The 22,415-nt window shown below is 66.0% G+C and carries 12 protein-coding genes and 3 pseudogenes; 7 read left to right on the top strand and 8 right to left on the bottom strand.

All coding sequences use genetic code 11. The annotated features are described in order from the left end of the window. The first annotated feature begins 92 nt into the window (after nucleotides 1-92). Entirely contained in the window at nucleotides 93-1,334 is a 1,242-nt protein-coding gene (gene serA, locus DL544_RS09350) for a phosphoglycerate dehydrogenase (protein ID WP_005416356.1), read from the top strand. Between the two features lie 125 nt (nucleotides 1,335-1,459). Here the strand turns inward: serA and DL544_RS09345 are convergent, their stop codons facing one another. Together DL544_RS09345 and DL544_RS09340 are read right to left on the bottom strand one after the other, a co-directional pair. Further along, the gene (locus tag DL544_RS09345; protein ID WP_065184959.1) at nucleotides 1,460-1,852 is read right to left on the bottom strand and encodes a hypothetical protein; all 393 of its coding nucleotides are present in this window, start codon (nucleotides 1,850-1,852) and stop codon (nucleotides 1,460-1,462) included. Then, on the bottom strand, nucleotides 1,852-2,466 hold the full coding sequence (locus DL544_RS09340; protein WP_081275722.1) for an NUDIX hydrolase: 615 nt from the start codon (nucleotides 2,464-2,466) through the stop codon (nucleotides 1,852-1,854). The genes DL544_RS09345 and DL544_RS09340 overlap by 1 nt, the downstream gene beginning before the upstream one ends. Nucleotides 2,467-2,598: 132 nt before the next feature. Here DL544_RS09340 and DL544_RS09335 point away from each other — a divergent pair, with 132 nt between their 5' ends. The 5 genes from DL544_RS09335 (at nucleotide 2,599) to mtnC (ending at nucleotide 8,127) form a co-directional block, all read left to right on the top strand. Next, on the top strand, nucleotides 2,599-4,074 hold the full coding sequence (locus tag DL544_RS09335) for an amino acid permease (RefSeq protein ID WP_005416354.1): 1,476 nt from the start codon (nucleotides 2,599-2,601) through the stop codon (nucleotides 4,072-4,074). 82 nt (nucleotides 4,075-4,156) lie between these two features. Further along, nucleotides 4,157-5,584 (top strand): amino acid permease, encoded by a 1,428-nt coding sequence (locus DL544_RS09330; protein WP_005416353.1) that lies wholly within the window; start codon nucleotides 4,157-4,159, stop codon nucleotides 5,582-5,584. A 552-nt stretch (nucleotides 5,585-6,136) separates the two neighbouring features. Next, nucleotides 6,137-6,778: a methylthioribulose 1-phosphate dehydratase gene (locus tag DL544_RS09325; protein ID WP_139727037.1), complete on the top strand. Its 642-nt coding sequence runs from the start codon at nucleotides 6,137-6,139 to the stop codon at nucleotides 6,776-6,778. A gap of 92 nt (nucleotides 6,779-6,870) precedes the next feature. Then, nucleotides 6,871-7,428: a 1,2-dihydroxy-3-keto-5-methylthiopentene dioxygenase gene (locus DL544_RS09320; RefSeq protein WP_065177596.1), complete on the top strand. Its 558-nt coding sequence runs from the start codon at nucleotides 6,871-6,873 to the stop codon at nucleotides 7,426-7,428. Between the two features lie 3 nt (nucleotides 7,429-7,431). Next, entirely contained in the window at nucleotides 7,432-8,127 is a 696-nt protein-coding gene (mtnC, locus tag DL544_RS09315) for an acireductone synthase (RefSeq protein ID WP_061479251.1), read from the top strand. Nucleotides 8,128-8,208: 81 nt separating this feature from the next. On the opposite strand, the pseudogene DL544_RS22380 reads toward mtnC, so the two are convergent. The 6 genes and pseudogenes from DL544_RS22380 to DL544_RS09285 form a co-directional block, all read right to left on the bottom strand. Beyond that, a pseudogene (locus DL544_RS22380) lies at nucleotides 8,209-10,827 on the bottom strand (beta-mannosidase). Between the two features lie 90 nt (nucleotides 10,828-10,917). Then, entirely contained in the window at nucleotides 10,918-12,144 is a 1,227-nt protein-coding gene (locus DL544_RS09305; protein ID WP_139727036.1) for an AGE family epimerase/isomerase, read from the bottom strand. Then, on the bottom strand, nucleotides 12,141-13,136 hold the full coding sequence (locus DL544_RS09300) for a carbohydrate kinase family protein (RefSeq protein WP_065184967.1): 996 nt from the start codon (nucleotides 13,134-13,136) through the stop codon (nucleotides 12,141-12,143). The genes DL544_RS09305 and DL544_RS09300 overlap by 4 nt, the downstream gene beginning before the upstream one ends. A 7-nt stretch (nucleotides 13,137-13,143) precedes the next feature. Next, nucleotides 13,144-14,457 carry an L-fucose:H+ symporter permease gene (gene fucP / locus DL544_RS09295; protein WP_005416346.1) on the bottom strand — a complete coding sequence of 438 codons (1,314 nt, stop codon included), beginning with the start codon at nucleotides 14,455-14,457 and terminating at the stop codon, nucleotides 13,144-13,146. A gap of 60 nt (nucleotides 14,458-14,517) precedes the next feature. Continuing rightward, nucleotides 14,518-15,566, bottom strand: a pseudogene (locus DL544_RS09290) (LacI family DNA-binding transcriptional regulator). A gap of 96 nt (nucleotides 15,567-15,662) precedes the next feature. Then, nucleotides 15,663-18,127: pseudogene (locus DL544_RS09285) on the bottom strand (GH92 family glycosyl hydrolase). Nucleotides 18,128-19,196: 1,069 nt separating this feature from the next. On the opposite strand from DL544_RS09285, the gene DL544_RS09275 reads away from it, so the two are divergent. After that, complete coding sequence (locus DL544_RS09275; RefSeq protein ID WP_139728096.1) at nucleotides 19,197-22,271, top strand: TonB-dependent receptor; 3,075 nt, start codon at nucleotides 19,197-19,199, stop codon at nucleotides 22,269-22,271. Nucleotides 22,272-22,415 lie beyond the last annotated feature (144 nt).

The raw sequence follows: 22,415 nt of genomic DNA, 5'->3' as shown, positions 1-22,415 counted from the left end.
GATAGCTACGGATGCAACCAATTGCGCACTGCACCATGAGCGCCGTGATCTGGCATAGTGGTTGGCCCCTGTCCCACTGGCCGTGTTGCCCCATGTCGCCGAAGAAGACCTCGTTCCCGAAGCAGGATATCCGCGTGCTGTTGCTGGAGGGGGTCAGCCAGACCGCCGTGGAGGTGTTCAGCGCCGCCGGCTACAGCCAGATCGAGGCACACACCAAGGCGCTGCCCGAGGACGAGTTGAAGGCGCGCATCGCCGAGGCACATATTGTCGGCATCCGTTCGCGCACCCAGCTCAGCGCCGAGGTGCTGGCCGAGGCGAAGCGCCTGATCGCGGTGGGCTGCTTCTGCATCGGCACCAACCAGGTCGACCTGGATGCGGCCGAACTGGCCGGCATCCCGGTGTTCAATGCGCCCTATTCCAATACCCGCAGCGTGGCCGAGCTGGTGATCGCCGAGGCGATCATGCTGACCCGCGGCATCCCGCAGAAGAACGCCGAATGCCATCGCGGCGGCTGGTCGAAGTCGGCCAGCGGCAGCCATGAAGTGCGTGGCAAGACGCTGGGCATCATTGGTTATGGCCACATCGGCACCCAGGTCGGCGTGCTGGCCGAATCGCTGGGCATGCAGGTGATCTTCCACGACGTGGAAACCAAGCTGGCGCTGGGCAATGCGCGTGCCGCGGCCAGCCTGGACGACCTGCTGGCGCGCGCCGACATCGTCACCCTGCACGTGCCGGAGACGCCGGCCACGCAGTGGATGATCGGCAGCACCGAGCTGGCGAAGATGCGCAAGGGTGCGCACCTGATCAACGCCGCGCGCGGCACCGTGGTCGACATCGATGCGCTGGATGCTGCGCTGGCCAGCGGCCACGTCGGCGGTGCCGCGCTGGACGTGTTCCCGGTCGAACCGAAGGGCAACGGCGATATCTTCGAGTCGCCGCTGACCCGCCACGACAACGTGATCCTGACCCCGCACGTGGGCGGCAGCACGCTGGAAGCGCAGGACAACATCGGCGTGGAAGTAGCAGCCAAGCTGGTGCGCTACAGCGACAACGGCAGCACCCTGTCGGCGGTCAACTTCCCGGAAGTGACCCTGCCCGAACACGAAGACAGCCTGCGCCTGCTGCACATCCACCAGAACGTGCCGGGCGTGCTGTCCAGGGTCAACGAGATCTTCTCGCGCCACAACGTCAACATCGACGGCCAGTTCCTGCGTACCGACCCGAAGGTGGGCTACGTGGTGATCGACATCACCGCCAGCGAGGCACAGGCCGCCGCCGTGCGCGACGAGCTGGCCGCGATTCCGGGCACGCTGCGGACGCGCATTCTGTATTGAGCAAGGCGTCGCCGGGCATACCCCGGCGGAGTGCTTCCGGCATCGCGCCATCCACGCATGGCGTGGATCTACTGGCGTTTCGCGCGATCCCGCAGTAGATCCACGCCATGCGTGGATGGAACACCTCAGAACCTTACGGCGTGGAGGTTCTTGTAAAAGTCCCAATGGATCAGAACCCTGTCTTCCATCGACAGGAACAGCGTATCGACGAAATCCAGCTCCTCGGCATGAACCAGCCAGTCCTGCAGGCGGCTGCCCAGCGAAGGTACCGCCCCATCCACCTGGACAACCGTCAACGCAGCCTCGCTTGGCAAGCCAACAGCATCTGCAATGTCGCTCAACTCCTGCGCCAGCCGCTCCCGCCCCACCCCGGGGACCTCCAGGCGTGATGGCACGCGCTCCCAGTCGATGGATGTGATGACTGGCAATGCAGCCTTGATCATCGCAAGGGCAGCATCCTGCTTCGCCTCGCCACACGCATGAGCCGCAACAAACGCGGCACAGCCGTCCGAGAGCATCAACGTGCCAGCCAGCGGCGCGCCATGCGCTGCATGGATTCATCCGATTCGGGGTCGGCCGCGACTTCGGTCACCTGCCGCCAGGCCAGGTCGAGCGATTCCTCGCTGAGCACGAAGGCCTCGCCACCCAGCGCCCGGATCACGAAACGCACGTCGTAGTGCCAGTGCCCCGGCACGTCCTTGCGCTCCGGAATCCAATGCTTGTCCAGATCGAAGATGGCCGGGTCTTCCAGTACCAGGCCGCTCAGCCCGGACTCCTCCTCGGCTTCCTTCAGCGCCACCTGCGCCAGATCACGGTCGCCGTCGGCGTGACCGCCCAGCTGCAGCCAGCGCTGCAGCTTTCGGTGATGGGTGAGCAGCAGGCGCTGGCCGTCGGCACTGACCAGCCAGCAGCTGGCGGTGAAATGCCCGGCCAGCCGTTCGCGACGGAACGGATCTTCTGGATCGTCCAGCAATGTGCCGAATTCGGCAGCCAGTGCGTCGTGGGCGGGCTCGCGGCGGGCATAGTCCCGCAACAGACCGCGCAGGCGATCATCAAGCACGGCAAGGGTTTCGGCGATCTGGCGCATGAATGGGGGCGGTTCGGAAAAATACTGCTCATTATCGCCGTTCATTGTTGCGATTGCGCTTGTGCGTTGGCTTCAGCTTTGGCTAAGGTACAGCGGGCCGTTCGCACGGCCTTCACCATTCAAGGTTGCCGGCAACGTATCGGCGGCCCACCCCATCCGATCATTAGGAAGTACTGCATGCTGAAAGCTCTGTTGAGGGTCAAGCCGGTCCAGCCGGCCGGGCACGTCGATGCCGGCGAACCCATCGAAGGCAGCCTGGACGGCGAAGCCACGTTGAAACGGACCCTCACGGCTAAACACCTCATCCTGCTGGGCGTGGGTGCGGTGATCGGCGCTGGTATCTTCGTGCTGACCGGCCAGGCCGCGGCCAACCACGCCGGCCCGGCGGTGATGCTGTCCTTCGTGCTGGCCGGTTTCGCCTGTGCCCTGGCGGGCCTGTGCTACGCCGAGTTCGCGGCGATGATGCCGGTCTCCGGCAGTGCCTACTCCTACTCCTACGCCACCCTCGGCGAGGGCATGGCCTGGTTCATCGGCTGGTGCCTGGTGCTGGAGTACCTGTTCGCCTCGGCGTCGGTCGCGGTGGGTTGGTCGGCCTACCTGATCAGCTTCATCACCACCACGCTGCACATGCCCTTCCCGGACCTGCTCAGCGCCGCGCCCATCGCCTGGACCGGCAGCGAGTTCGTCTCTTCCGGCAAGCTGTTCAACCTGCCGGCGGTGCTGATCGTGGCGGCGGTGTCCGGCCTGCTGTACGTGGGCGTGACCCAGTCGGCGTTCGTCAACGCCATCATCGTGGCGATCAAGGTCACCGTCATCTGCCTGTTCATCGGCATCGGCGCGGCCCACATCGATCCGGCCAACTGGCAGCCCTTCATTCCGGAAAACACCGGCGTGCCGGGTGAGTTCGGCTGGAGCGGCATCTTCCGCGCCGCCACCATCGTGTTCTTCGCCTACATCGGCTTCGACGCGGTCTCCACCGCCGCCGGCGAAACCAAGGATCCCCAGCGCAACATGCCGATCGGCCTGCTCGGCTCGCTGGCCGTGTGCACCATCGTCTACATCATCGTCTGCGCGGTGCTGACCGGCATGATGCCGTACCACCTGCTGGGCACCGACAAGCCGGTGGCCACCGCGCTGGAGCCCTACCCGACCCTGTCCTGGCTGAAGACCCTGGTCGAGATCGGCGCCATCGCCGGCCTGTCCTCGGTGGTGCTGGTGATGATGATGGGCCAGACCCGCATCGCCTACACCATTTCCCGCGACGGCCTGCTGCCGAAGTTCTTCGGCAAGGTCCACGCTCGTTTCCGCACCCCCTATTGGGCCACGATCGTGGTCGGCGTGATCGCCGCCGCACTGGCCGGCCTGGTGCCGCTGAACGTGCTGGGCGAACTGGTGTCGATGGGCACCCTGTTGGCTTTCGCCACGGTCTGCATCGGCGTGCTGGTGCTGCGCTATACCAAGCCGGAGATCCACCGCCCGTTCCGCGTGCCGGCGGTGTGGATCATCTGCCCGCTTGGCGCTGCGGCCTGCCTGTTCCTGTTCTGGCAGGCGTTCGTGGTGCACTGGCACCTGTTCGTCGGCTGGACCGTGCTGGGCATGCTGATCTATCTCGGCTATGGCATGCGCAACAGCAAGCTGGCCAAGTCACCCTGATCCGCCTACGGGCCGGCCCTGTGCCGGCCCGTCCGTTTTCCCCGCGCGCCAGACACGGCGCGCTTCGACAAGACCACCAGACATGTTCAAGCAACTGTGGGCCACCAAGCACCCGCATGCCGCCCATGAAGACGCCAACGGCCTGAGCCTGCGCCGCCACCTCGGCCCCTGGGGCCTGACCGCCCTCGGCATCGGTGCCGTGATCGGCGGCGGCATCTTCGTCATCACCGGCCAGGCCGCCGCCAATCACGCCGGCCCCGCGATCATGCTGTCGTTCGTGCTGGCCGCCATCTGCTGCGCCTTCTGCGCGCTGGCCTACGCCGAGTTCGCCTCGATGGTGCCGGTTTCCGGCAGCGCCTATACCTATACCTACGCCACCTTCGGCGAACTGTCGGCCTGGTTCATCGGCTGGATGCTGGTGCTTGAGTACGGCGTCTCTGCGTCGGCGGTGGCGGTCAGCTGGACCGGCTATTTCCTCAGCCTGCTCAGCCAGTTCGACATCCATCTACCGGCGGCGCTGGTCAGTGCGCCACTCGATGCACAGCTGCGCCCCACCGGCGCGATCGCCAACCTGCCGGCCGCTGCGCTGGTACTGCTGCTGACCTGGCTGTGCTACGTCGGCATCAGCAAGTCATCGGCAATGAACATGGCGATGGTCGTGCTCAAGACCGGCCTGATCCTGCTGGTCATCGTGGTCGGCTGGAAGTACGTGGACACCAGCAACTGGACGCCGTTCATCCCAGCCAATGAAGGCCCCGGCAAGTACGGCATGGAAGGCGTGCTGCGTGGCGCGGCGATGGTGTTCTTCGCCTACATCGGCTTCGAGGCGGTGTCGGTGGCGGCGCAGGAATCGAAGAATCCGCAGCGCGACATGCCGATCGGCATGATGCTGTCGCTGGTGGTCTGCACCGTGCTCTACATCGCGATGGCGGCGGTGATGACCGGCCTGGTGCCGTTCCAGCTGCTGGGCACCGACGAACCGGTGGTGACCGCGGTGGCCGCGCATCCGCAGCTGGGTTGGCTGCGCTGGGTGGTCGAGGTCGGCGCGCTGGTCGGCCTGTCCTCGGTGGTACTGGTGATGATCATCGGCCAGCCGCGCATCTTCATGATCATGGGGCGCGACGGCCTGCTGCCGCCGGTGTTCACCAGGATCCACCCGAAGTACCGCACCCCGCACATCAACACGGTGATCACCGGCATCGGCATCGCGCTGCTGGCGGCGCTGTTCCCACTGGACATCCTTGGCGAGCTGACCTCGATGGGCACGCTGATCGCGTTCGCGGCGGTGTGTGCCGGCGTGCTGATCCTGCGCCGCACCCAGCCGGACCTGCCGCGCCCGTTCCGCATGCCGATGGCCTGGCTGATCTGCAGCCTGGGCGTGCTGAGTTGCGTTGCCCTGCTGTCGGCGATGACGATGCACAACTGGATGCTGATGGGCGTCTGGACCTTCGTCGGTTTCGTGATCTATTTCTGCTACGGCTTCAGGCACAGCCGGCTGCGTGTGAAGTAGGGTTTTTTGCATTGCAGGGCCTGCGGCCCTGCACCCGCTGGAGCAACGTCAACAGCAACAGCTGGACTGAGGGTTTGGCGAGGAGGGGGAGATTGCGGGGGACGCTGCAAGTACATCCCTGTAAGCTCGGTCGCCGCATCCATGCGGCTCACGCCCCCGCAACCTCCCCCCTCCCCGCCTCCGACAGTCTCCTGGCACGTCCGGTAGATCCACGCCATGCGTGGATGAATTGCGTCTGAGAGATGAATTCTCTCCGGTCGATGAATTCCCTGTAGAGCCGAGCCATGCTCGGCTCCGAGCAAGCGCAGCGCCGCGACCCGCTTTTCGCTTTTCCTTCTTCACTCCGTGGCCGGCCGTACACCGGAACCTGTCAGAGGCGGGGCGGGTGGGCCGTGTAGGGGCGCTGGCGCCATGGATGGCGCCATCGAGCTTACAGGGACGTACTTGCAGCGTCCCCTGCACGGCCCACCTGCCCCGCCCCGCCCATGAACCGCTCTATACGACCCGCCACGAGGGGCTCAGCCGTTGGCCGAATCCAGTAAAATCGTCGGCATGAACGCCCCCACCTTCCCCTACGACACCGCGCGCCTGAGCGAACTGGCCCAGCTGCTGATCGACAACGTCCGCGAACTGGCCCACGCCGGCTGGACCCCGGCCACCAGCAGCAACTTCTCCCACCGCCTGGACGATCGCCACGCCGCGATCACGGTGTCCGGCAAGGACAAGGGCCGCCTGATCGAGGACGACATCATGGTGGTGGACTTCGACGGCCAGGCCGTCGGCCGTCCGCTGCGCCCGTCCGCCGAGACCCTGCTGCACACCCAGTTGTACCGCCGCTTCCCGGACGTCGGCTGCGTGCTGCATACGCACTCGCCGGTACAGACCATCGCCTCGCGCCTGTACGCGCCGCAGGGTCATATCCGCCTGGAAGGCTACGAGCTGTTGAAGGCCTTCGCCGGCAACAGTACTCACGAAATGGCCATCGATGTGCCGGTGTTCGCCAACACCCAGGACATGAACGTGCTGTCGAAGCAGGTCGATAACCTGCTCGACCGGCAGAACCTGTGGGGCTATCTGATCGATGGCCACGGCCTGTACGCCTGGGGCCGCGACATGGCCGAGGCACGCCGCCACCTGGAAGCGTTCGAGTTCCTGTTCCACTGCGAACTGGAGCTGCGCAGGCTGCGCGGCTGAACCGGCGCGCAGGTGCAGATGCTGATCCGGAATCTGCGCCCTACACCCACCCTGCTACCCTGTCTTCCCCCCAAGACGTTCAAGCTGCCGCCATGAGCCGACTGCGCATCTACGACGACACCCGCCCCGATTCGCCGCTGCTGGACACCCAGGACGGCGCGGTCATCACTGCCGAGCTGCAGAAGATCGGCGTCACCTTCGAGCGCTGGCAGGCCACCGCGCCCGTCGCACCGGGCGCCAGCCAGGAGGAAGTATTCGCCGCCTACCGCGCTGACATCGACCGCCTGGTCGCCGAGCGCGGCTTCAAGAGCGTGGACGTAGCCTCGATCGCCCCGGACAACCCGAATCGCGCCGAGCTGCGCAAGAAGTTCCTCGACGAGCACTTCCACAAGGAAGACGAAGTGCGCTTCTTCGTTGCTGGCTCGGGCCTGTTCACCCTGCACGTGGGTGACAAGGTCTATGAGATCGAATGCGTGAAGGACGACCTGATCGCCGTGCCCGATGGCACCACCCACTGGTTCGACATGGGCGAGGAACCCAGCTTCGTGGCGATCCGCTTCTTCACCGAGCCGGACGGCTGGGTCGGTCACTTCACCGGCACCGACATCGCGCAGAAGTTCCCTCGTTACGTACCCACCCAGGCGTCCTGATCCATGCAAGCCCGCGTCATCCTGACCGACATCGAAGGCACCACCAGCAGCATCTCGTTCGTCAAGAACGTGCTGTTCCCCTATGCGCGCAAGGCGTTGCCCGCGTTTGTCGCCGAGCATGGCCAGCAGCCGGACGTCCGCCGCTGGCTGGATGCGGTGGCTACCGAGATCGGCGGTGCCTGCCAGGACAGCCTCGTGGCCGAGACGCTGCAGGGCTGGATCGACCAGGACCGCAAGCACACTGCACTGAAGGCGCTGCAGGGGCTGATCTGGGACGAAGGCTACCGCCGTGGCGACTACACCGCGCACTTCTACCCGGAAGTAGCGCCGGTGCTGAAGGGCTGGCACGCTTCCGGCCTGCCGCTGTACGTGTACTCCTCCGGCTCGGTGCCGGCGCAGAAGCTGTTCTTCGGGTTCAGCGACGCCGGCGACCTCAGCCCGCTGGTGTCGGGCTGGTTCGATACCGAAGTCGGCGGCAAGCGCGAGGCCGACAGCTACCGCCGCATCGTGCAGGCCATCGGCGTACCGGCCGGCGAGATCCTGTTCCTGTCCGATGTGGTGGAAGAACTGGATGCCGCCCGCGAAGCCGGGTTGCAGACCCGCCTGATCGATCGCCTGGATGATTACCCGATGCCGCGTACCGGCCAGGCCGCCAACGGCCACGAACGGGTCGAGAATTTCCAGCAGATCCAGCTGTAAGCAAAATGGTAGGTGCCAACCTTGGTTGGCATGCTGCTGGTGTGCCAACCAAGGTTGGCACCTACCAAAGCGGGAAACCCCTCAACGGTCGTTGAGGGTCTTCACCTTCAGCGCTTCGCGCAGGGTAACCAGATCCACCGGGCCGCGCACCGCGATATCACGTGTTTCGCCCGGCAGCAGGTCCAGCAGGTTGTCTTCGACCTGCACATCCAGCGCGCCGAAGTCGATCCACGCCGCGCGCACGTACGCCGCGCTTTCCAGCCGCAGACGATAGTGGTCCCCTTCGATGGACAACGTGGCCTTGAGTTTCTGCCGCGGCAACAGCTGGTCCTTGGCCTCAACGAAACCGACCACCTGCCGCGCGCTCACGTCGCCGTGCTGCAGCAGCTCGAACACCGCCACCGTACGCGTCGGGTCGGCACCGGCCAGCAGCTCTGCATCGCTGAAATCGCCCATCGAGGTGACACCCGCCGCCACCAACGTCACCGTTTCCTCGCGACGACGCAGCACCTTCCCCTCCACGTCCATCACCCGCAGACGCCAGCGCGCTTCCAGTGAGGCGCCATCATTGATCAGGCGCACCCGCGTGCTGCCCTCGTCGCGCAGCGCTGCCACCGTCACTGGCGCGAAGAAACGCCGCGCGGCGAAGTGCAGCGCCTTCCAGCGGCCGAAATAGTCCACGCTGGACCACGAGGCGCCGGGCCAGACATCGTTGAGCTGCCAGTACAGCGAACCCATCGTGTATGGCCGCGAGGCGCGATGATGCAGCGCCGCCAGTGCGATGCCATCGGCCTGCATCACTTGGCTGAGATAGACGAAGTCCTCGAAGTCCTTCGGCGTGCCGTAACCCAGTTCGATGTAGTGCAGCAGGCGGCTGTTGCCCTCGCCGGCCATGAATTTCTGGTGCGCGCGGATCACCGGGCTGTCGATGCGCTGTTCGGCGCGGGTGGCGATCTGGTCCACTGTCGCCACCGACGGCCACGCCTGCAGCCCGTACTCGGACATGAAGCGCGGCGTCTCGCGCAGGTAGGCCTGCACCGGCAACGCCGGATTGCCCCAGACCTGCCAGTAGTGCTTGTCGCCACGCGTTGAATCGTTGGCCTTCTCGTCAAGGTCGTTGCTCGGTGAGCTGGACCAGTACGGCACGCCCAGCCCCTCCTCGCCCACTACCTGGCGCAGGTCGTTGCCGAACAGGTCGACGTAGCCCTGCCAGACCTTCGCCGCAAATGCCGGGTTGGCCGCCTTCAGGTCGCGGCCGTGGCCCCAGTCCTTCCAGGCGGTTTCTTCCTCGTTGTTGCCACACCACAGCACGATGCTGGGGTGATGGCGCAGACGGCGCACGTTGTCGCGTGCTTCGGCCACCACGTTGGCACGAAACGCCGGATCGTAGCCCGGCTGCATGCCGCCGCCGAACATGAAGTCCTGCCAGACCAGCAGGCCCAGTTCGTCGGCGATGTCGAAGAACGCGTCGTCCTCGTAGTAGCCGCCGCCCCAGTTGCGCAGCATGTTCATGTTGGCGTCGCGCGCGGCCGTCAGCACTTAGCGCAGACGTGCGGCATCGACGCGAGCGGGAAAGGCATCGAACGGAATGACGTTGGCGCCCTTGGCGAAGATCTCCACGCCGTTGATGACGAAGGCAAAGCCCTGCCCGCCCTTGCGGTCTTCCTCGCGGCGCAGTTCGACCGTGCGCAGGCCGATGCGCTGTTCGCGCGCCAGCTCCGGCGTGCCACCTTGGTCCAGGCGGGCCTGCACCATGTAGCGGTCCTGCGCACCGTGGCCGACTGGCCACCAGCGCCGCGGATCGGCCAGTTCAACCGGAACCTCGATGCTGTTCTGGCCGGGCTTCAGCAGCACCGTGCGCTGCACCTGGGCCACGTTGCGGCCCTGCGGATCGCGCACATCCACATTCACCACGGCCGAGCCCGCCGCCGCGCCCTGCTCCACTTGCAGCAGCACGGCCAGCTTCGCCTGCTCCGCGCTCAATGCATCTGTACGCACCGCAAGATCGGTCAGGCGGTGAGCCTCCCAGGCCTGCAGGTCAACCCCGCGCCAGACGCCGGCGGTGACATAGCGAGGCCCCCAGTCCCAGCCAAAGTGGTAGGCCGGCTTCCGCGCGAAGTTGCCGACCATCGCCTCCTTCGGCTCATCGCCATACGGCGACGGGTAGTTGCCAGCGATTTTGTGCGGCATTGCCTGCACGCCCGGCAGCAGGGTGCGGATAGGCGAACGGAACACGATCTGCAGTTCATTGTCCCTGGCCCGCAGGCGCCCATTCACGCGCGCGCGCCAGGTCCGGTGCGCGTTGTCCGCGCGCAACAGCGGCTTGCCGTTGAGGCTGACGTCGGCGTAGGTATCCAGACCGTCGAAGCGCAGCTCGGCATTGGGCTTGGCCAGCGTCGCCGCATCCACGTCGAAGCGGGCGCGGTACTCCCAGGCGGCCAGGCCGATCCATTGCAGTTCGGCCTCTGGTGCGCCGACATACGGATCACGGATCAGTTCGTGAGCCAGCAGGTCGGTGTGCACGCTGCCCGGCACCGTCGCCGCCCGCCATTGCTGCAGACCTGGATGAGCGGCGCCCTGCGCGTCGCCGGGCAGCATACGGAACTCCCACTGTGCCTGCAGCGGCGTGGCAGCGACCGGGAAGGCGGACGCCGCGATCAGCAGCAGGAGCAGGCGGACAACGAGGGGAAGGCGATGCACGGGATGCTCCTGTCTTTCCGCCGGGCATGGTCCGGCGCTACCTGCAAGTCCAGTTCACGGCAGCGCCGGGCCATGCCCGGCGCGCCAACCTCAACGCACCACGTTCAACACTTCGTAGCACGCACCCATGGTGTGGTAATCCACCTTGCCGGCCGGGCTCTTCTCGTCGCTGTACTTGCGATTGTCGGCATCGAGGATGCGGAACCAGGCGCCGTACCGGTGATCGACGAAGTGTTCCCACGAATACGCCCAGATACGCTCGTACCACTGCCAATAGCGGTCATCGCCGGTACGCTTGGCCATCAGTGCGGCGGTCGCAAGCGTCTCCGCCTGTACCCAGAAATACTTGTCGTCGTCGCAGACGAAACTGTCGCCACCGATCGGGGCGCCATCCATGCCCGGCTGCCGGCGCGACTCCGGCGCGAAACCGTAGTACAGGCCACCCCGCGCCTCGTCCCAGCTGCGCGCCACGGCCACGTCGAACAGGTGCTGCGCGGTCGGCACCAGCCAGTCGACCTGCACATGGCGGTCCAGGATCAACAACAGCTTGGCCCATTCGGTCTGGTGGCCCGGCTGGAAGCCCCACGGGCGGAACAGGTGCTTGGGGTCGTCCAGGTTGTAGTCCCAGTCGATCTCCCAGTTGGAATCGTAGTGCTCCCACACCAGGCCACCGGCCTTGGCGGCCTGGCGGCGGGTCATGTTGTCGGCCAGCTGCAGCGCGCGCTCCACATAGCGCTGTTCGCCGCTGGCCTCGAAGGCGGCCAGCATCGCCTCGCACATGTGCATGTTGGCGTTCTGGCCACGGTAGCCGGTGAAATTCCACTGCCCATCGGCTTCGTCCTTGTAGAGGCCGTGCTGCGGGTCCCAGAAGCGCGCTTCCAGCAGCTGCCAGGTCTCGTCCATCCATGCGCGGGCCTGTTCGAGACCGGCCTTCAGTGCGCAGCTGTAGGCCAGCAGCACGAACGCCACGCCGTAGCAGTGGTTCATGTCATCCTCGACCTTGCCATCGCGCAGGGTCCAGGCGTAACCGCCGGTGGCCGGGTTGCGGTGCACCTCGCGCAGGTAGCGCACGCCGTGCTCGACTGCCTCACGGTATTCGGCGTTGCCGAATTCGCGGTAGGCCATCGCATAGTTGAAGACGAAACGCGTGCTGCTCACCAGATGGCGATGGTTGGCGTCGTAGATGCTGCCGTCGTCACGGAAGTAGTGGAAGAAGCCACCGTTCGGGTCGATGCAGCGCGGGTGGTAGAACGCCATCGTGTCGGCGATATGCGCGCGCAGGAACGCGGGCGAACGGAAGTCGGGGGAGGTGCTCATGCGGTAATGTCCTGGGCCTGCAGCAGCTGCTGCACTTCATCGAGCGAGGGCATCGCGGCGAACGCGCCCTTGCGGGTAACAGCCAGCGCACCGACCGCAGCACCGAAGCGCAGCGTGGCGGTGATCGCCTCCGGGTCCTTGCAGAAGGCGGCAAAACCGGCACCGGCGCCGCCGCGCTCCAGCAGCCCAACCAGCACGCCACCGACGAAAGCATCGCCAGCCGCCGTGGTGTCGACGGTAGCCACGCGGAAGCTTGTGATCGTGCCGTGGTTGTCGCGCGTGTACCAGTGCAGCGTGGCCGCACCGTCGGTGACGATCACCCAGCGCGCGCGCGCAGCGAGCAGGCGCCGCAGTACCGCTGCCTCGCCATCGGCACCCAGCGGCGCGGCCAGGTAGTCCAGCTCCTCGCGCGACAGCTTGACCAGGTCGGCGCGTTCCAGCGCCTGCCACAGGCGCGGTGTCGGGTCCTCGTTCGCCGGCCACAGCGCCGGACGCAGATTGAGGTCGAGGCTGACCACCGCGCCAGCCGCACGCGCGCGATCCATGCCGGCGAAGGTCGCCTCGGCGATGGCCGCTTCGGTCAGGCTGTTGGAACAGACATGGAAGCACTGTGCGCTGTCGAAGCACGCCGCCTGGAAGTCGCTGTCACGGAACAGCAGGTCGGCTGCCGGCGGGCGATAGAAGCTGAAGCTGCGCTCGCCGCTGGCATCCAGTGCGACGAAGGCCAGTGCGGTCTTGGCCGCATCGGTACGCACGATGTAATCCGTGCCCACGCCGTGCTCGACCAGGCTGTCGGCCAGGAAGTCGCCGAACATGTCGCGGCCCAGCGTGCCGACGAACTGCGTCTTCGCACCCAACCGTGCGGCCGCAACGGCAACGTTGGCCGGTGCACCACCGGCGTACTGCAGGAAGGCGCGCGGCGTGTCGGCCGAGGCCGGCGGCTGCGCTAGTAGATCGATCAAAATTTCGCCGAAGCAAACGATGGCACCCATTCCGGACTCAGCCTCCCTGCGTTGCGGAGGCCGGCGTACGCGCGCCGACCAGTCCGTAGAAAATGATGTAGCCGTAGCACAGCAGCGGCAGGATGAAGCTGGCCTGCACACCGATGTGGTCGGCCAGGACGCCCTGCAGGTACGGCACCACGGCACCGCCGACGATGGCCATGATCAGCAGGCTGGAGCCCTTGTTGGTCAGTGGCCCCAGGCGCTCGATGCTCAGCGCGAAGATGGTCGGGAACATGATCGAGTTGAACAGGCCGATCGCCACCACCGAGTACAGCGCGATGTTGCCGGAGCTCAGCATGGTCGTGACCAGCAGCGCCACGTTGACCAGCGCGAAGATCGCCAGCAGGCGGCTGGGCGAGAAGCGCGCCAGCAGCGCTGAACCCGCGAAGCGGCCGATCATCGCCATCGTCCAGTAGGCCGACACGTAGTGCGTGGCTTCCTGTTCGCTGAAGCCACCGATGTTGGGCATCGACAGGTAGTTGACCAGGAAGCTGCCGATCGACACCTCAGCGCCGACGTAGAAGAAGATGCCCAGCACGCCCAGCAGCAGGTGGCGCTTGCGCAGCGCATCCAGGTAGCTGTGGTGGTGGCCCTGGTCGGCCTGCTCGGTGGCGTCGCTCAGCGCCGGCAGGCGGAACAGGAACACGAACAGCGCCAGCAGCACCAGCGCCACGGCCAGGCCCACGTACGGTCCCTGCACGGCCTGCGCCTCGGCGGCACGGTAGGCCAGCTGCTCGGCCGCCGGCAGCGCCGCGATGTCGTCAGCGCTCTTGACAGTGTTGGACAGGATCAGCATGCCGCCGAAGATCGGCGCGATGGCCGTGCCCAGCGAGTTCAGCGCCTGCGCCAGGGTCAGGCGGCTGGAACTGGTCTGTTCCGGGCCCAGCAGCGCGACGTACGGGTTGGCGGCGACCTGCAGCACGGTAATGCCCGTGGCCAGTACGAACAACGCACCGAGGAAGGCGCCGTACACGCGCAGTTCGGCCGCCGGCCAGAAGCCCAGCGCGCCAATGCCGGCGATCACCAGTCCAGCCACGATGCCCTTCTTGTAGCCCAGCGCCGCCACCAGGCGGCCCGCCGGCAGCGACATCAGGAAGTAAGTACCGAAGAAGGTGAACTGCACCAGCATCGCCTTGGCGTAGTTCAGTTCGAACACCGCCTTCAGGTGCGGGATCAGGATGTCATTGAGGCAGGTCAGGAAGCCCCACATGAAGAAGATCGTGGTCACGACAGCCAACGCCTTGCCGTTGGTGACGGCGGGTGCGTTGCCCGAAGAACCCGATGGACGGGGCGTTGCGGAGATCGGCATGCGGTACGCGCCTCGATGCGCGGAAGGTCGTTGTTGCGTGGAAGGGGTATGCGGAAGGAATCAGTTCGGTCGTGCGGCACTGCTTTCGCGGATGCGCAACTGCACCGGCGCGACCGTGCGCCGAGGCGGCGCGTCGGGTTCGTCCAGCCGCTGCAACAGCAGCGCCGCAGCCTGGCGGCCACGCTCGCGCGGGTCGGCGGTGAGCGTGGTCAACGGCGGTACGGCCACCGCCGCCTCGGAAATATCATCGAAGCCGGTGACGGCGAAATCGCCGCCCGGACGGATGCCGCGCGAGTTCAAGCCCAGCATCAGGCCCAGCGCGACGGTGTCGTTGTAGCAGACCGCCGCACTCGGCCGATGACCGTCGGCGAAGAGTTCATCGGTGCGCGCTGCCGCTTCCAGGCGGTTCGGGGCCGACTCGATCATCCAGCCCGGCGGCAGCGAAAGACCGGCCTCGGCCAGCGCCTGCTGGAAACCCGCGCGGCGCTGGTGGCAGGAACTGGATGCGGCGTGGCCCCCGAAGAACGCGATCTGGCGGTGGCCGCGCTCGATCAGGTGGCGCGTGGCCAGATAGGCGCCGTGCTGGTTGTCCAGGGTCAGGAAGTCCCAGTCGGCCCGGCCAGTTCGCGGTTGAACAGCAGCACGTTGGCATTGGCACCCAGTGCCTGCCGCAGCTGTGCGGTATCGCTGCCCTCGGCCGGCGACAGGATCAGGCCGGCCGGGGTGTGCTCCATCAGCGTGGACAGCACCGCCTGCTGCCGCTCCGGCGATTCACCCGTGCTGCCGAGCAGGGTCACGTAGCCACGCCCGCCCAACGCCTCGTCCACACCCGATGCGAACTCGGCGAAGAACGGGTTGGAGAGATCGTTGATCACCAGCGCGATGCTCGACGAGGTACGACGGCGCAGGTTGGCCGCCGCGCGGTTGTAGACGTAACGCTGGCGGCGCAGTTCGGCCTCGACCTTGGCGCGGGTATCGACGTTGACCAGCGGGCTGCCACGCAGCACCAGCGACACGGTTGCCCGTGACACGCCGATCGCGCGCGCGATGTCGGTCACCGTCACCGCCTTGCCGGCGCGCTTGCTGGGACTGTTGCCGTTGTCGTTCATCGTCTTCCCGGACTCCGCTGGAGGCTCAAGCCTAATGGATCAGGGCCGTGTCGTGCCGTGCCGTTCGCTGGGTCAGCGCGAACGGCACAGTCCGGCTCAGCGCAGCTGGCTGCCCGGTGCCGCGCACCAGGACACCGGCAGGTCCTTCACCGCGGTGCCCCAGCCCTGCTCCGGCGCCTTCGCGTCGAGCGCGAACTGCAGGCGCGGGCCCTGCTGCAGGCGGTCCCAGTCCAACCACACCGGTGCATGCGCCTGGCCGTCGACCCGCACACCCTGCACGTATTGCAGGCGGCGGCCATCGGCTCCCTGCGCGTCGATGCGCAGGGTTCGGCCATTGCCCATATCCACTTCGACCTTGCTGAAGCGCGGCGCGTGCAGCAGGAACTGGCCGCTGCCCGGCACCGCCGGGTACACGCCGATGGCGCTGAACAGGTACCAGGCCGACATCGTGCCGAGGTCATCGTTGCCGGTCACGCCATTAGGGGCATTGGTGAACAACTGCTGCGCGGCACGCACCACGGCGGCGGTCTTCCACGGCTGGCCGATCAGCGTGTACAGCCACGGCGAGTGCAGGTCCGGCTCGTTGTTCGGGTTGTAGCGGAACTGGTTGTAGTAGCTGTACGGCCCCACCACCCACGCCTTGCGGGCGGCATTGAGCGGATCGGCCTGCAGCGCGTCCATCGCGAAGAACGCATCCAGGCGGCGACCGGCCTGTTCGCGGCCGTCCATCGCTTCGACCAGGCCCGGCACGTCCTGCTGCGCCAGCCACTGGTACTGCCACGCCGTGCCCTCATGGAAACCGTGGTGCGAACGCGGGCTGTAGTGGCCATCGGCCGGCGTGTACCACTGGCCATCCTCGGTGCGCGGGCGCGGGAAGCCGGTGAAACCCGTCTCGGCATCCCGCACCTGCGGGTCCCACACCTTGCGCCAGTTGCGGCCACGCTCACGGAGTGTCGCCGCATCCTGCGCATGGCCCAGGCCATCGGCCATCTGCGAGAGCGCGCAGTCGGCCAGTGCGTATTCCAAGGTCGCCGAACCGCCGTGGTGCGGGTCGACGTCCATGCCCTTGGACGGGAACGCGCGGTCGTAGACCACATAGCCCTTGTCCAGGTAGGTCGGGTTGCCGGAACGGCCGGCCATGCGCGAGTTCAGTGGTGGCGTGCCGAAGGCATTGCGGCGCAGTGCATCCCAGGCTTGCGATTCACGGCCCTTGAGCGCGCCGAAGCGCCACAGGTCGACCATGAACGGCGTGACCGGATCGCCGGTCATGATGTTGGTCTCGAAGTTGGCATAACCCCAGCGCGGCAGCCAACCGACCTGTTCGTCGATCGCCAGCAGGGTACGGCCGATGTCGCGCGCTACGTCCGGGCGGGTCAGCGCCAGCCACTGGTTCTGCGCGCGGTAGGTATCCCACAGCGAGAAGTACTCGTAATAGGTCCAACCATCAGCGCGGTGGATACCGTCGTCATAACCACGGTAGCGGCCGTCGGCGTCGTTGCCGGTCATCGGCTGCAGCAGCGCGTGGTAGACCGCGCTGTAGAACACGGTGCGGTCATCGGCGGTGCCGCCCTGCACGCGCACCCGGCCCAACTGCTCACGCCAGGCCTGCTGGGACAGCGCGCGCATGCGGTCGAAGCCGAGCAGCGCCCCATTCTGCATGCCTTCTGCGCGCAGGTTGGTGCGCGCGCCTTCGGCGTCCACATGCGAGATCGCGCTGACCGCCGTCACCGACTGGCCCTTGGCCAGGTCGAAACTGAGCCAGGCGCCGTTCGGCTTCTGCTCGCCTTCCATGCTGTGGCGCGCGCCCGGCAGGCCACCGCCCTCCCCCAGGTGCCATGCGCCTTGAAGGGACGGTCGAACTCGATGCGGAACCAGGTGGTGTACTGGTGGCCACCACAGAAGCTCTTGGTGACCAGCTTGCCTTCCACCACACGATCGCCGACCACATCGACCACGCTGCCGATCACCGAATGGCGCTCGTTAGCCTGGCCGACGTTGACGAGGACGTGGCCATCGCCGCTGCGCTGGCTGAAGGTGTAGCGCTCGGCCGCGGCACGGGTACGCGCGGTCGCCTCGGCATCGATGCCACCGTAGCTGGTCAGGCGCACCTTGTAGTAGCCGGCCTGGCCGACCTCGCCATCGTGGGTGTAAGCCGACGCATAGGCCTTGTGGTCGAACTGCTTGGCATTGCCGGTATCGAAATCGCCACCCGGACCGATCGAGCCGGTCACCGGCAGCACCGACACCTGCCCGCCCTGTTCCCAGCAACCCGCGCCGGACAGGAAGGAGTGGCCGAACCCGCGGATCTTCTCGTCGTCATAGCGCCAGCCCGAGTAGTGGCTGCCGATCGGACTGACCTGGATCAGGCCGAACGGTGCCGACGCACCCGGGAACGTGTTGCCGTCGTCCTTGCTGCCGATGAAGGTATTGACCTCGCGTTCCAGCGCGGCCGGTGCGGCCTGCAGCAGCACCGGCACTGACGACAGCGCGAGCAGGCAGGCCAGGCGCACCAGCGGGCGCGAGGACAATGGGACGGCGGGAGCGGACGGCACTGGACGCATGTCGGGTTCCTGTAGTCGATGACGCGGAGGCAGACGGCCGGGGCCGTCCGGCACCGTTCCGCTGAGCCCTGCCCTGACCTGCAGAGAGCTCCCCCTGGAATGACGCCCGACCCACCAGACCGTGAATTTAGATCGATTCAAGTAGAGCATGCAGGTTCAGCCGAATGCATTCTGCGGCGCAGCATGAGATGGGGTGTTCGGCAGGGCTGCGCCCTGCACCTGCCGAAGCAACAGCCGAAGCCGAAGCAAAGGCCGAAGCAAAAGCTGGTTTCCTGAGGGATGGCGGGACGGGTCCGGTTGCGGGGACGCCGTAAACCCATCCCTGGGGCTTGGCCGCGGCATCCATGCCGCGGACTGATCTGGCCCCCCGCAACCGGACCCACCCCGCCTTCGACAGATTTCCGCGATCTGTGGATCCACGCCATGCGTGGATGAATCTCTGTCGGATAACGAAATCAATCGGGGTCAGATCCGTTTTCCAACGGAAAACGGATCTGACCCCATGCCGTTCCACATTCCGTCGCCAGGACAATCCAACCGTCACCGGGAAACTGTCGAAGGTGGGGCGGTGTCGGATTGCGGGGTGTCCGCGGCATGGATGCCGCAGCCAAGCCCCCATGGACGGGTTTACGGCGTCCCCGCAATCCGACACCGCCCCGCCAAGCCACAGACAACCCAGAGCCGCTTTGGCTTTGGCTTTGGCTGTTGCCGGCCAGCGGCCGGCACTACCGCAGGTGCAGGGCGCAGCCCTGCCAACTCCCCCTCCCCTGCGCACGAAAACGATTTCACTGATTTCAGCAAACCGTCATCCCTTCGCCACGCCAGTACCATATTGCGCAGCAGCATGCGCCTGCGGGCGACCCGTGCTAAAAAACGCCCGCCCATCGCTTAGATCGATCCAAGACGACGCTGCGATGGCCGGGAGTTGGGGGAGCAGCAACAGGACGTACCAGGCCACGCGCGCGGCGCCACTGGCAGTTGCTTGGCGACAGCGACAAAGTCACTTCAAATTAGATCGATTCAAGTTGTCCGTGCCACGTCACCGGATCAATCCATGAGAGAGGGAGAGATGGGAATGAAGCATTCAACACGTACGCATGGCCAGGACGCATTGTCGTTGGCCATCGCGCTGGCCTTGGCCGCCGCCGTCATTCCGGGTGGCGCCGCCGCGCAACAGGCCGCTTCCACCGGCTCGCAGGACGCCATCACCCTGGACAGCGTCCAGGTCACCGGCTACCGCTACGCCATTGAAAAGAGCCTCGAGCAGAAGCGCGACGCCAACGCGGTGGTCGAGGTGATCACCGCCGAGGACGTCGGCAAGTTCCCCGACAAGAACGTGGCCGACGCACTGCAGCGCGTGCCCGGCGTGGTCATCACCCGCAGCGGTGGCGAAGGCAAGAGTGTCAGCGTGCGCGGCCTCGCGCCGGACCTGACCCTGACCCAGTTGAACGGCAACTTCGTCGCCTCGTCGGAGACCAACAACGAAGCGACGCGCTCCTTCAACTACACCCTGCTGCCATCGAACATGTTGTCCAGCGCGGAGCTGTTCAAGTCGCCGGAAGCACGCATCGACGAAGGCGGCATCGGCGGCACGGTCATCCTGCATACCCGCCGCCCGCTGGACATGGAATCCAACTCCGGCTACGTGAACCTGGAGGGCACCACCTCCGATACCAGCCACGATGTCGATCCGCAGGCGTCCGCGCTGTACTCGTGGCACAGCAAGGATGAGCGCTTCGGCGTCCTCGTCGGCGTGACCCAGCAGAAGCGCACCACCCGCACCATGGAAGCCAGCACCGAGGACTACCAGTGGTACGGCAATGGCACCACGGCCCGCGATGCCAACGGCAACCTGCTGGAGCAGGATGGCATCCACTACTGGTGGGGCCAGTCCGGCTTCAACAACCAGGCTGGCAAGAACTACAGCGAATTCTTCATGCCGACCTCGGTGAACTTCGCGGTGAAGGAAGAAAAGCGCGAGCGCAAGGGCGGCCAGCTGACCTTCCAGTTCAAGCCGGTCGACAACGTCACGATGACCGCGAACTACTTCCGCTTCGAGCTGCAGGGTGACTACACCCAGAACATGCTGAAGGTGCCGGAGTGGAACCTGGCCCGCTACAACCAGGACGGCAACTGGGCCGGCGGCCGCCTGCTCAACGGCCTGGATTTCGACCCGAGTGGCAGCATCGTCACGGGCGCGCAGTACCAGAAGCTGGCCGGAAAGACCTATTACTGCAGTGAGGAAGAAGCAGCGGCAGCCGGCCTGGAACCCGGTGGCTGGGGCCCGGACGACTGCACCATCCCCACTCCGCAGCTCACCGGTGGATACAGCAAGGAAAAGGCACTGTCGCAGACCGCCGACCTGACCATCGACTGGGATATCAGCCCGCTGTGGAAGGCCTCGTTCACCGGCGGCCGCACCTGGTCCGAAGGTGGTCCGTCGATGAATTTCCGCATGTCGGCCAAGCCGCGCCGCAAGGTTGGCAACCAGTGGCAGTCCGGCAACCAGTACACCGCCTGGGACCTGACCGGCACGCCGTCGGTGCAGTTCTCGCCGGACCTGCAGCAGCAGTTGATGGCGGGCGTGGCCGAAGTCGATACCGGCTCGACCGATTCGTCGTGGATGCAGACCGAGGTCAAGCAGAACTACTTCCAGGCCGACGTCACCAAGCTGTTCGAGGCCGGCTGGCTGGATTCGATCCAGTTCGGCGCCAAGTACCGCGATGGCAAGGTCCACCGCAACACCGGCAACACCTATTGGGTGTGCCCGGGCCTGGATCCGTCCGACTATGACAACAACCGCTACCAGGCCGGTTGCGATCCGACCGCAGGCGATGCGCAGCCGGGCTTCTTCCTGTCCAACCCGATCAGCAACATCACCGGCGCGTTCAACGCCAACGTGTTCCCGGGCATCAACTACCCGGCCTACATCGACTACCTGAACAAGACCTACGGTGGCTCGCACAACCGCACCGAAGAAGACTTCGTCTACGACGTCAACGAGAAGATTTATTCCGGCTACTTCCAGGCCAACTTCCGCACTGAGCGGGTACGCGGCAACATCGGCGTGCGCGTGGTGCGGACCAAGCAGTTCGCCCAGTCCAGCGATTCGGTCGAGCGCTTCAACGACTATTTCATCGACAACGCCAGCGGCGCGCCGATGAGCTGCGATGATCCGGCCGCCGACCCGAACCTGCGCTGCCAGGGTGGCTTCGTCCGCCTGCCCGACCCGCAGGTGCGCGACAAGGTGTATGCCCTGTCGTCGCTGGAAAAGACCTATACCGACGTGCTGCCCAGCTTCAACATTGCCTGGGACATCACCGACAACCTGGTGCTGCGTGGCGCGGCGTCGAAGGTGGTCGCGCGCCCGAGCTACACCAGCATCGCCTATCCCGGTGGCCTGCGCTACATCAGCGAAGAGTACGCCAACGACCGCCGCGTCACCGGCGGCACCGACACGCCCGGCTGGTACGGCTCGGGCAGCAACAAGGCGCTGGAACCGTTCAAGGCGGTCCAGTTCGACCTGGGCCTGGAGTGGTACTTCAAGCCGGGCGCGGTCGCAGGTGTTTCGCTGTTCCGCAAGAACGTGGACAACTTCACCGTGCCGGTGGTGCGCGACCAGCAGATGAACGTCGGCGGGCAGTCGGTCACCGTGCAGAAGTACGAGACCCAGGCCAATGGCCGCGATGGCGTGTCGCAGGGCGTGGAACTGTATGGCCAGTACACGTTCGACTTCGGGCTGGGCGTGCAGGCCAACTACACCTACAACGACACCAACCTGGCCTCGATCGTGCTGGATGGCGAGGAAATCGGCTCCTCGCCGCTGGTCGGCAGTGCCAAGAACCAGGCCAACGTTACGGTGTTCTACGAGAACGAAAAGTTCCTGGCGCGCGCCTCGTACAACCGTCGAGGTGAAGTGGTCGGCGGCCTGAACAATGGCATGACCACCTACACCAAGCCTTACAGCCAGCTTGACCTGAACGTGGCCTACAACCTCACCCCGGACTGGACGGTGACCGCGGCCGTACTGAACGCCACCAAGTCCGAGCTGCGCAGCTACATCGGCAACGACAGCCAGGCCCGCCTGCTGTCCAATCTGTACGCCGGGCGCCAGCTGTATTTCGGCGTGAACTGGAAGTTCTGAGGCAGCGCCGGGCCTGGCCCGGCGCAGTCTTGCCCGCCCCGACGGGAATGGTCCTCCACGGCAGCCGCGCTGGTACAGGCGGCTGCCGTTTTCATTTGCCTGCACCGCCGTTCAGCCACCTGCTTGACCCTGCCATCGTTGGAA

Source organism: Stenotrophomonas sp. pho (assembly GCF_006228405.1).
GTDB lineage: Bacteria > Pseudomonadota > Gammaproteobacteria > Xanthomonadales > Xanthomonadaceae > Stenotrophomonas > Stenotrophomonas sepilia.
This window is presented reverse-complemented; position numbering and strand designations above follow the sequence as displayed.

Bases quoted from the DNA above. Each gene is read 5' to 3' on its own strand.
- serA (WP_005416356.1), top strand. From the start codon at position 93: ATGTCGCCGAAGAAGACCTCGTTCCCGAAGCAGGATATCCGCGTGCTG.
- DL544_RS09345 (WP_065184959.1), bottom strand. From the start codon at position 1,852: ATGCTCTCGGACGGCTGTGCCGCGTTTGTTGCGGCTCATGCGTGTGGC.
- DL544_RS09340 (WP_081275722.1), bottom strand. From the start codon at position 2,466: ATGAACGGCGATAATGAGCAGTATTTTTCCGAACCGCCCCCATTCATG.
- DL544_RS09335 (WP_005416354.1), top strand. From the start codon at position 2,599: ATGCTGAAAGCTCTGTTGAGGGTCAAGCCGGTCCAGCCGGCCGGGCAC.
- DL544_RS09330 (WP_005416353.1), top strand. From the start codon at position 4,157: ATGTTCAAGCAACTGTGGGCCACCAAGCACCCGCATGCCGCCCATGAA.
- DL544_RS09325 (WP_139727037.1), top strand. From the start codon at position 6,137: ATGAACGCCCCCACCTTCCCCTACGACACCGCGCGCCTGAGCGAACTG.
- DL544_RS09320 (WP_065177596.1), top strand. From the start codon at position 6,871: ATGAGCCGACTGCGCATCTACGACGACACCCGCCCCGATTCGCCGCTG.
- mtnC (WP_061479251.1), top strand. From the start codon at position 7,432: ATGCAAGCCCGCGTCATCCTGACCGACATCGAAGGCACCACCAGCAGC.
- DL544_RS09305 (WP_139727036.1), bottom strand. From the start codon at position 12,144: ATGAGCACCTCCCCCGACTTCCGTTCGCCCGCGTTCCTGCGCGCGCAT.
- DL544_RS09300 (WP_065184967.1), bottom strand. From the start codon at position 13,136: ATGGGTGCCATCGTTTGCTTCGGCGAAATTTTGATCGATCTACTAGCG.
- fucP (WP_005416346.1), bottom strand. From the start codon at position 14,457: ATGCCGATCTCCGCAACGCCCCGTCCATCGGGTTCTTCGGGCAACGCA.
- DL544_RS09275 (WP_139728096.1), top strand. From the start codon at position 19,197: ATGGGAATGAAGCATTCAACACGTACGCATGGCCAGGACGCATTGTCG.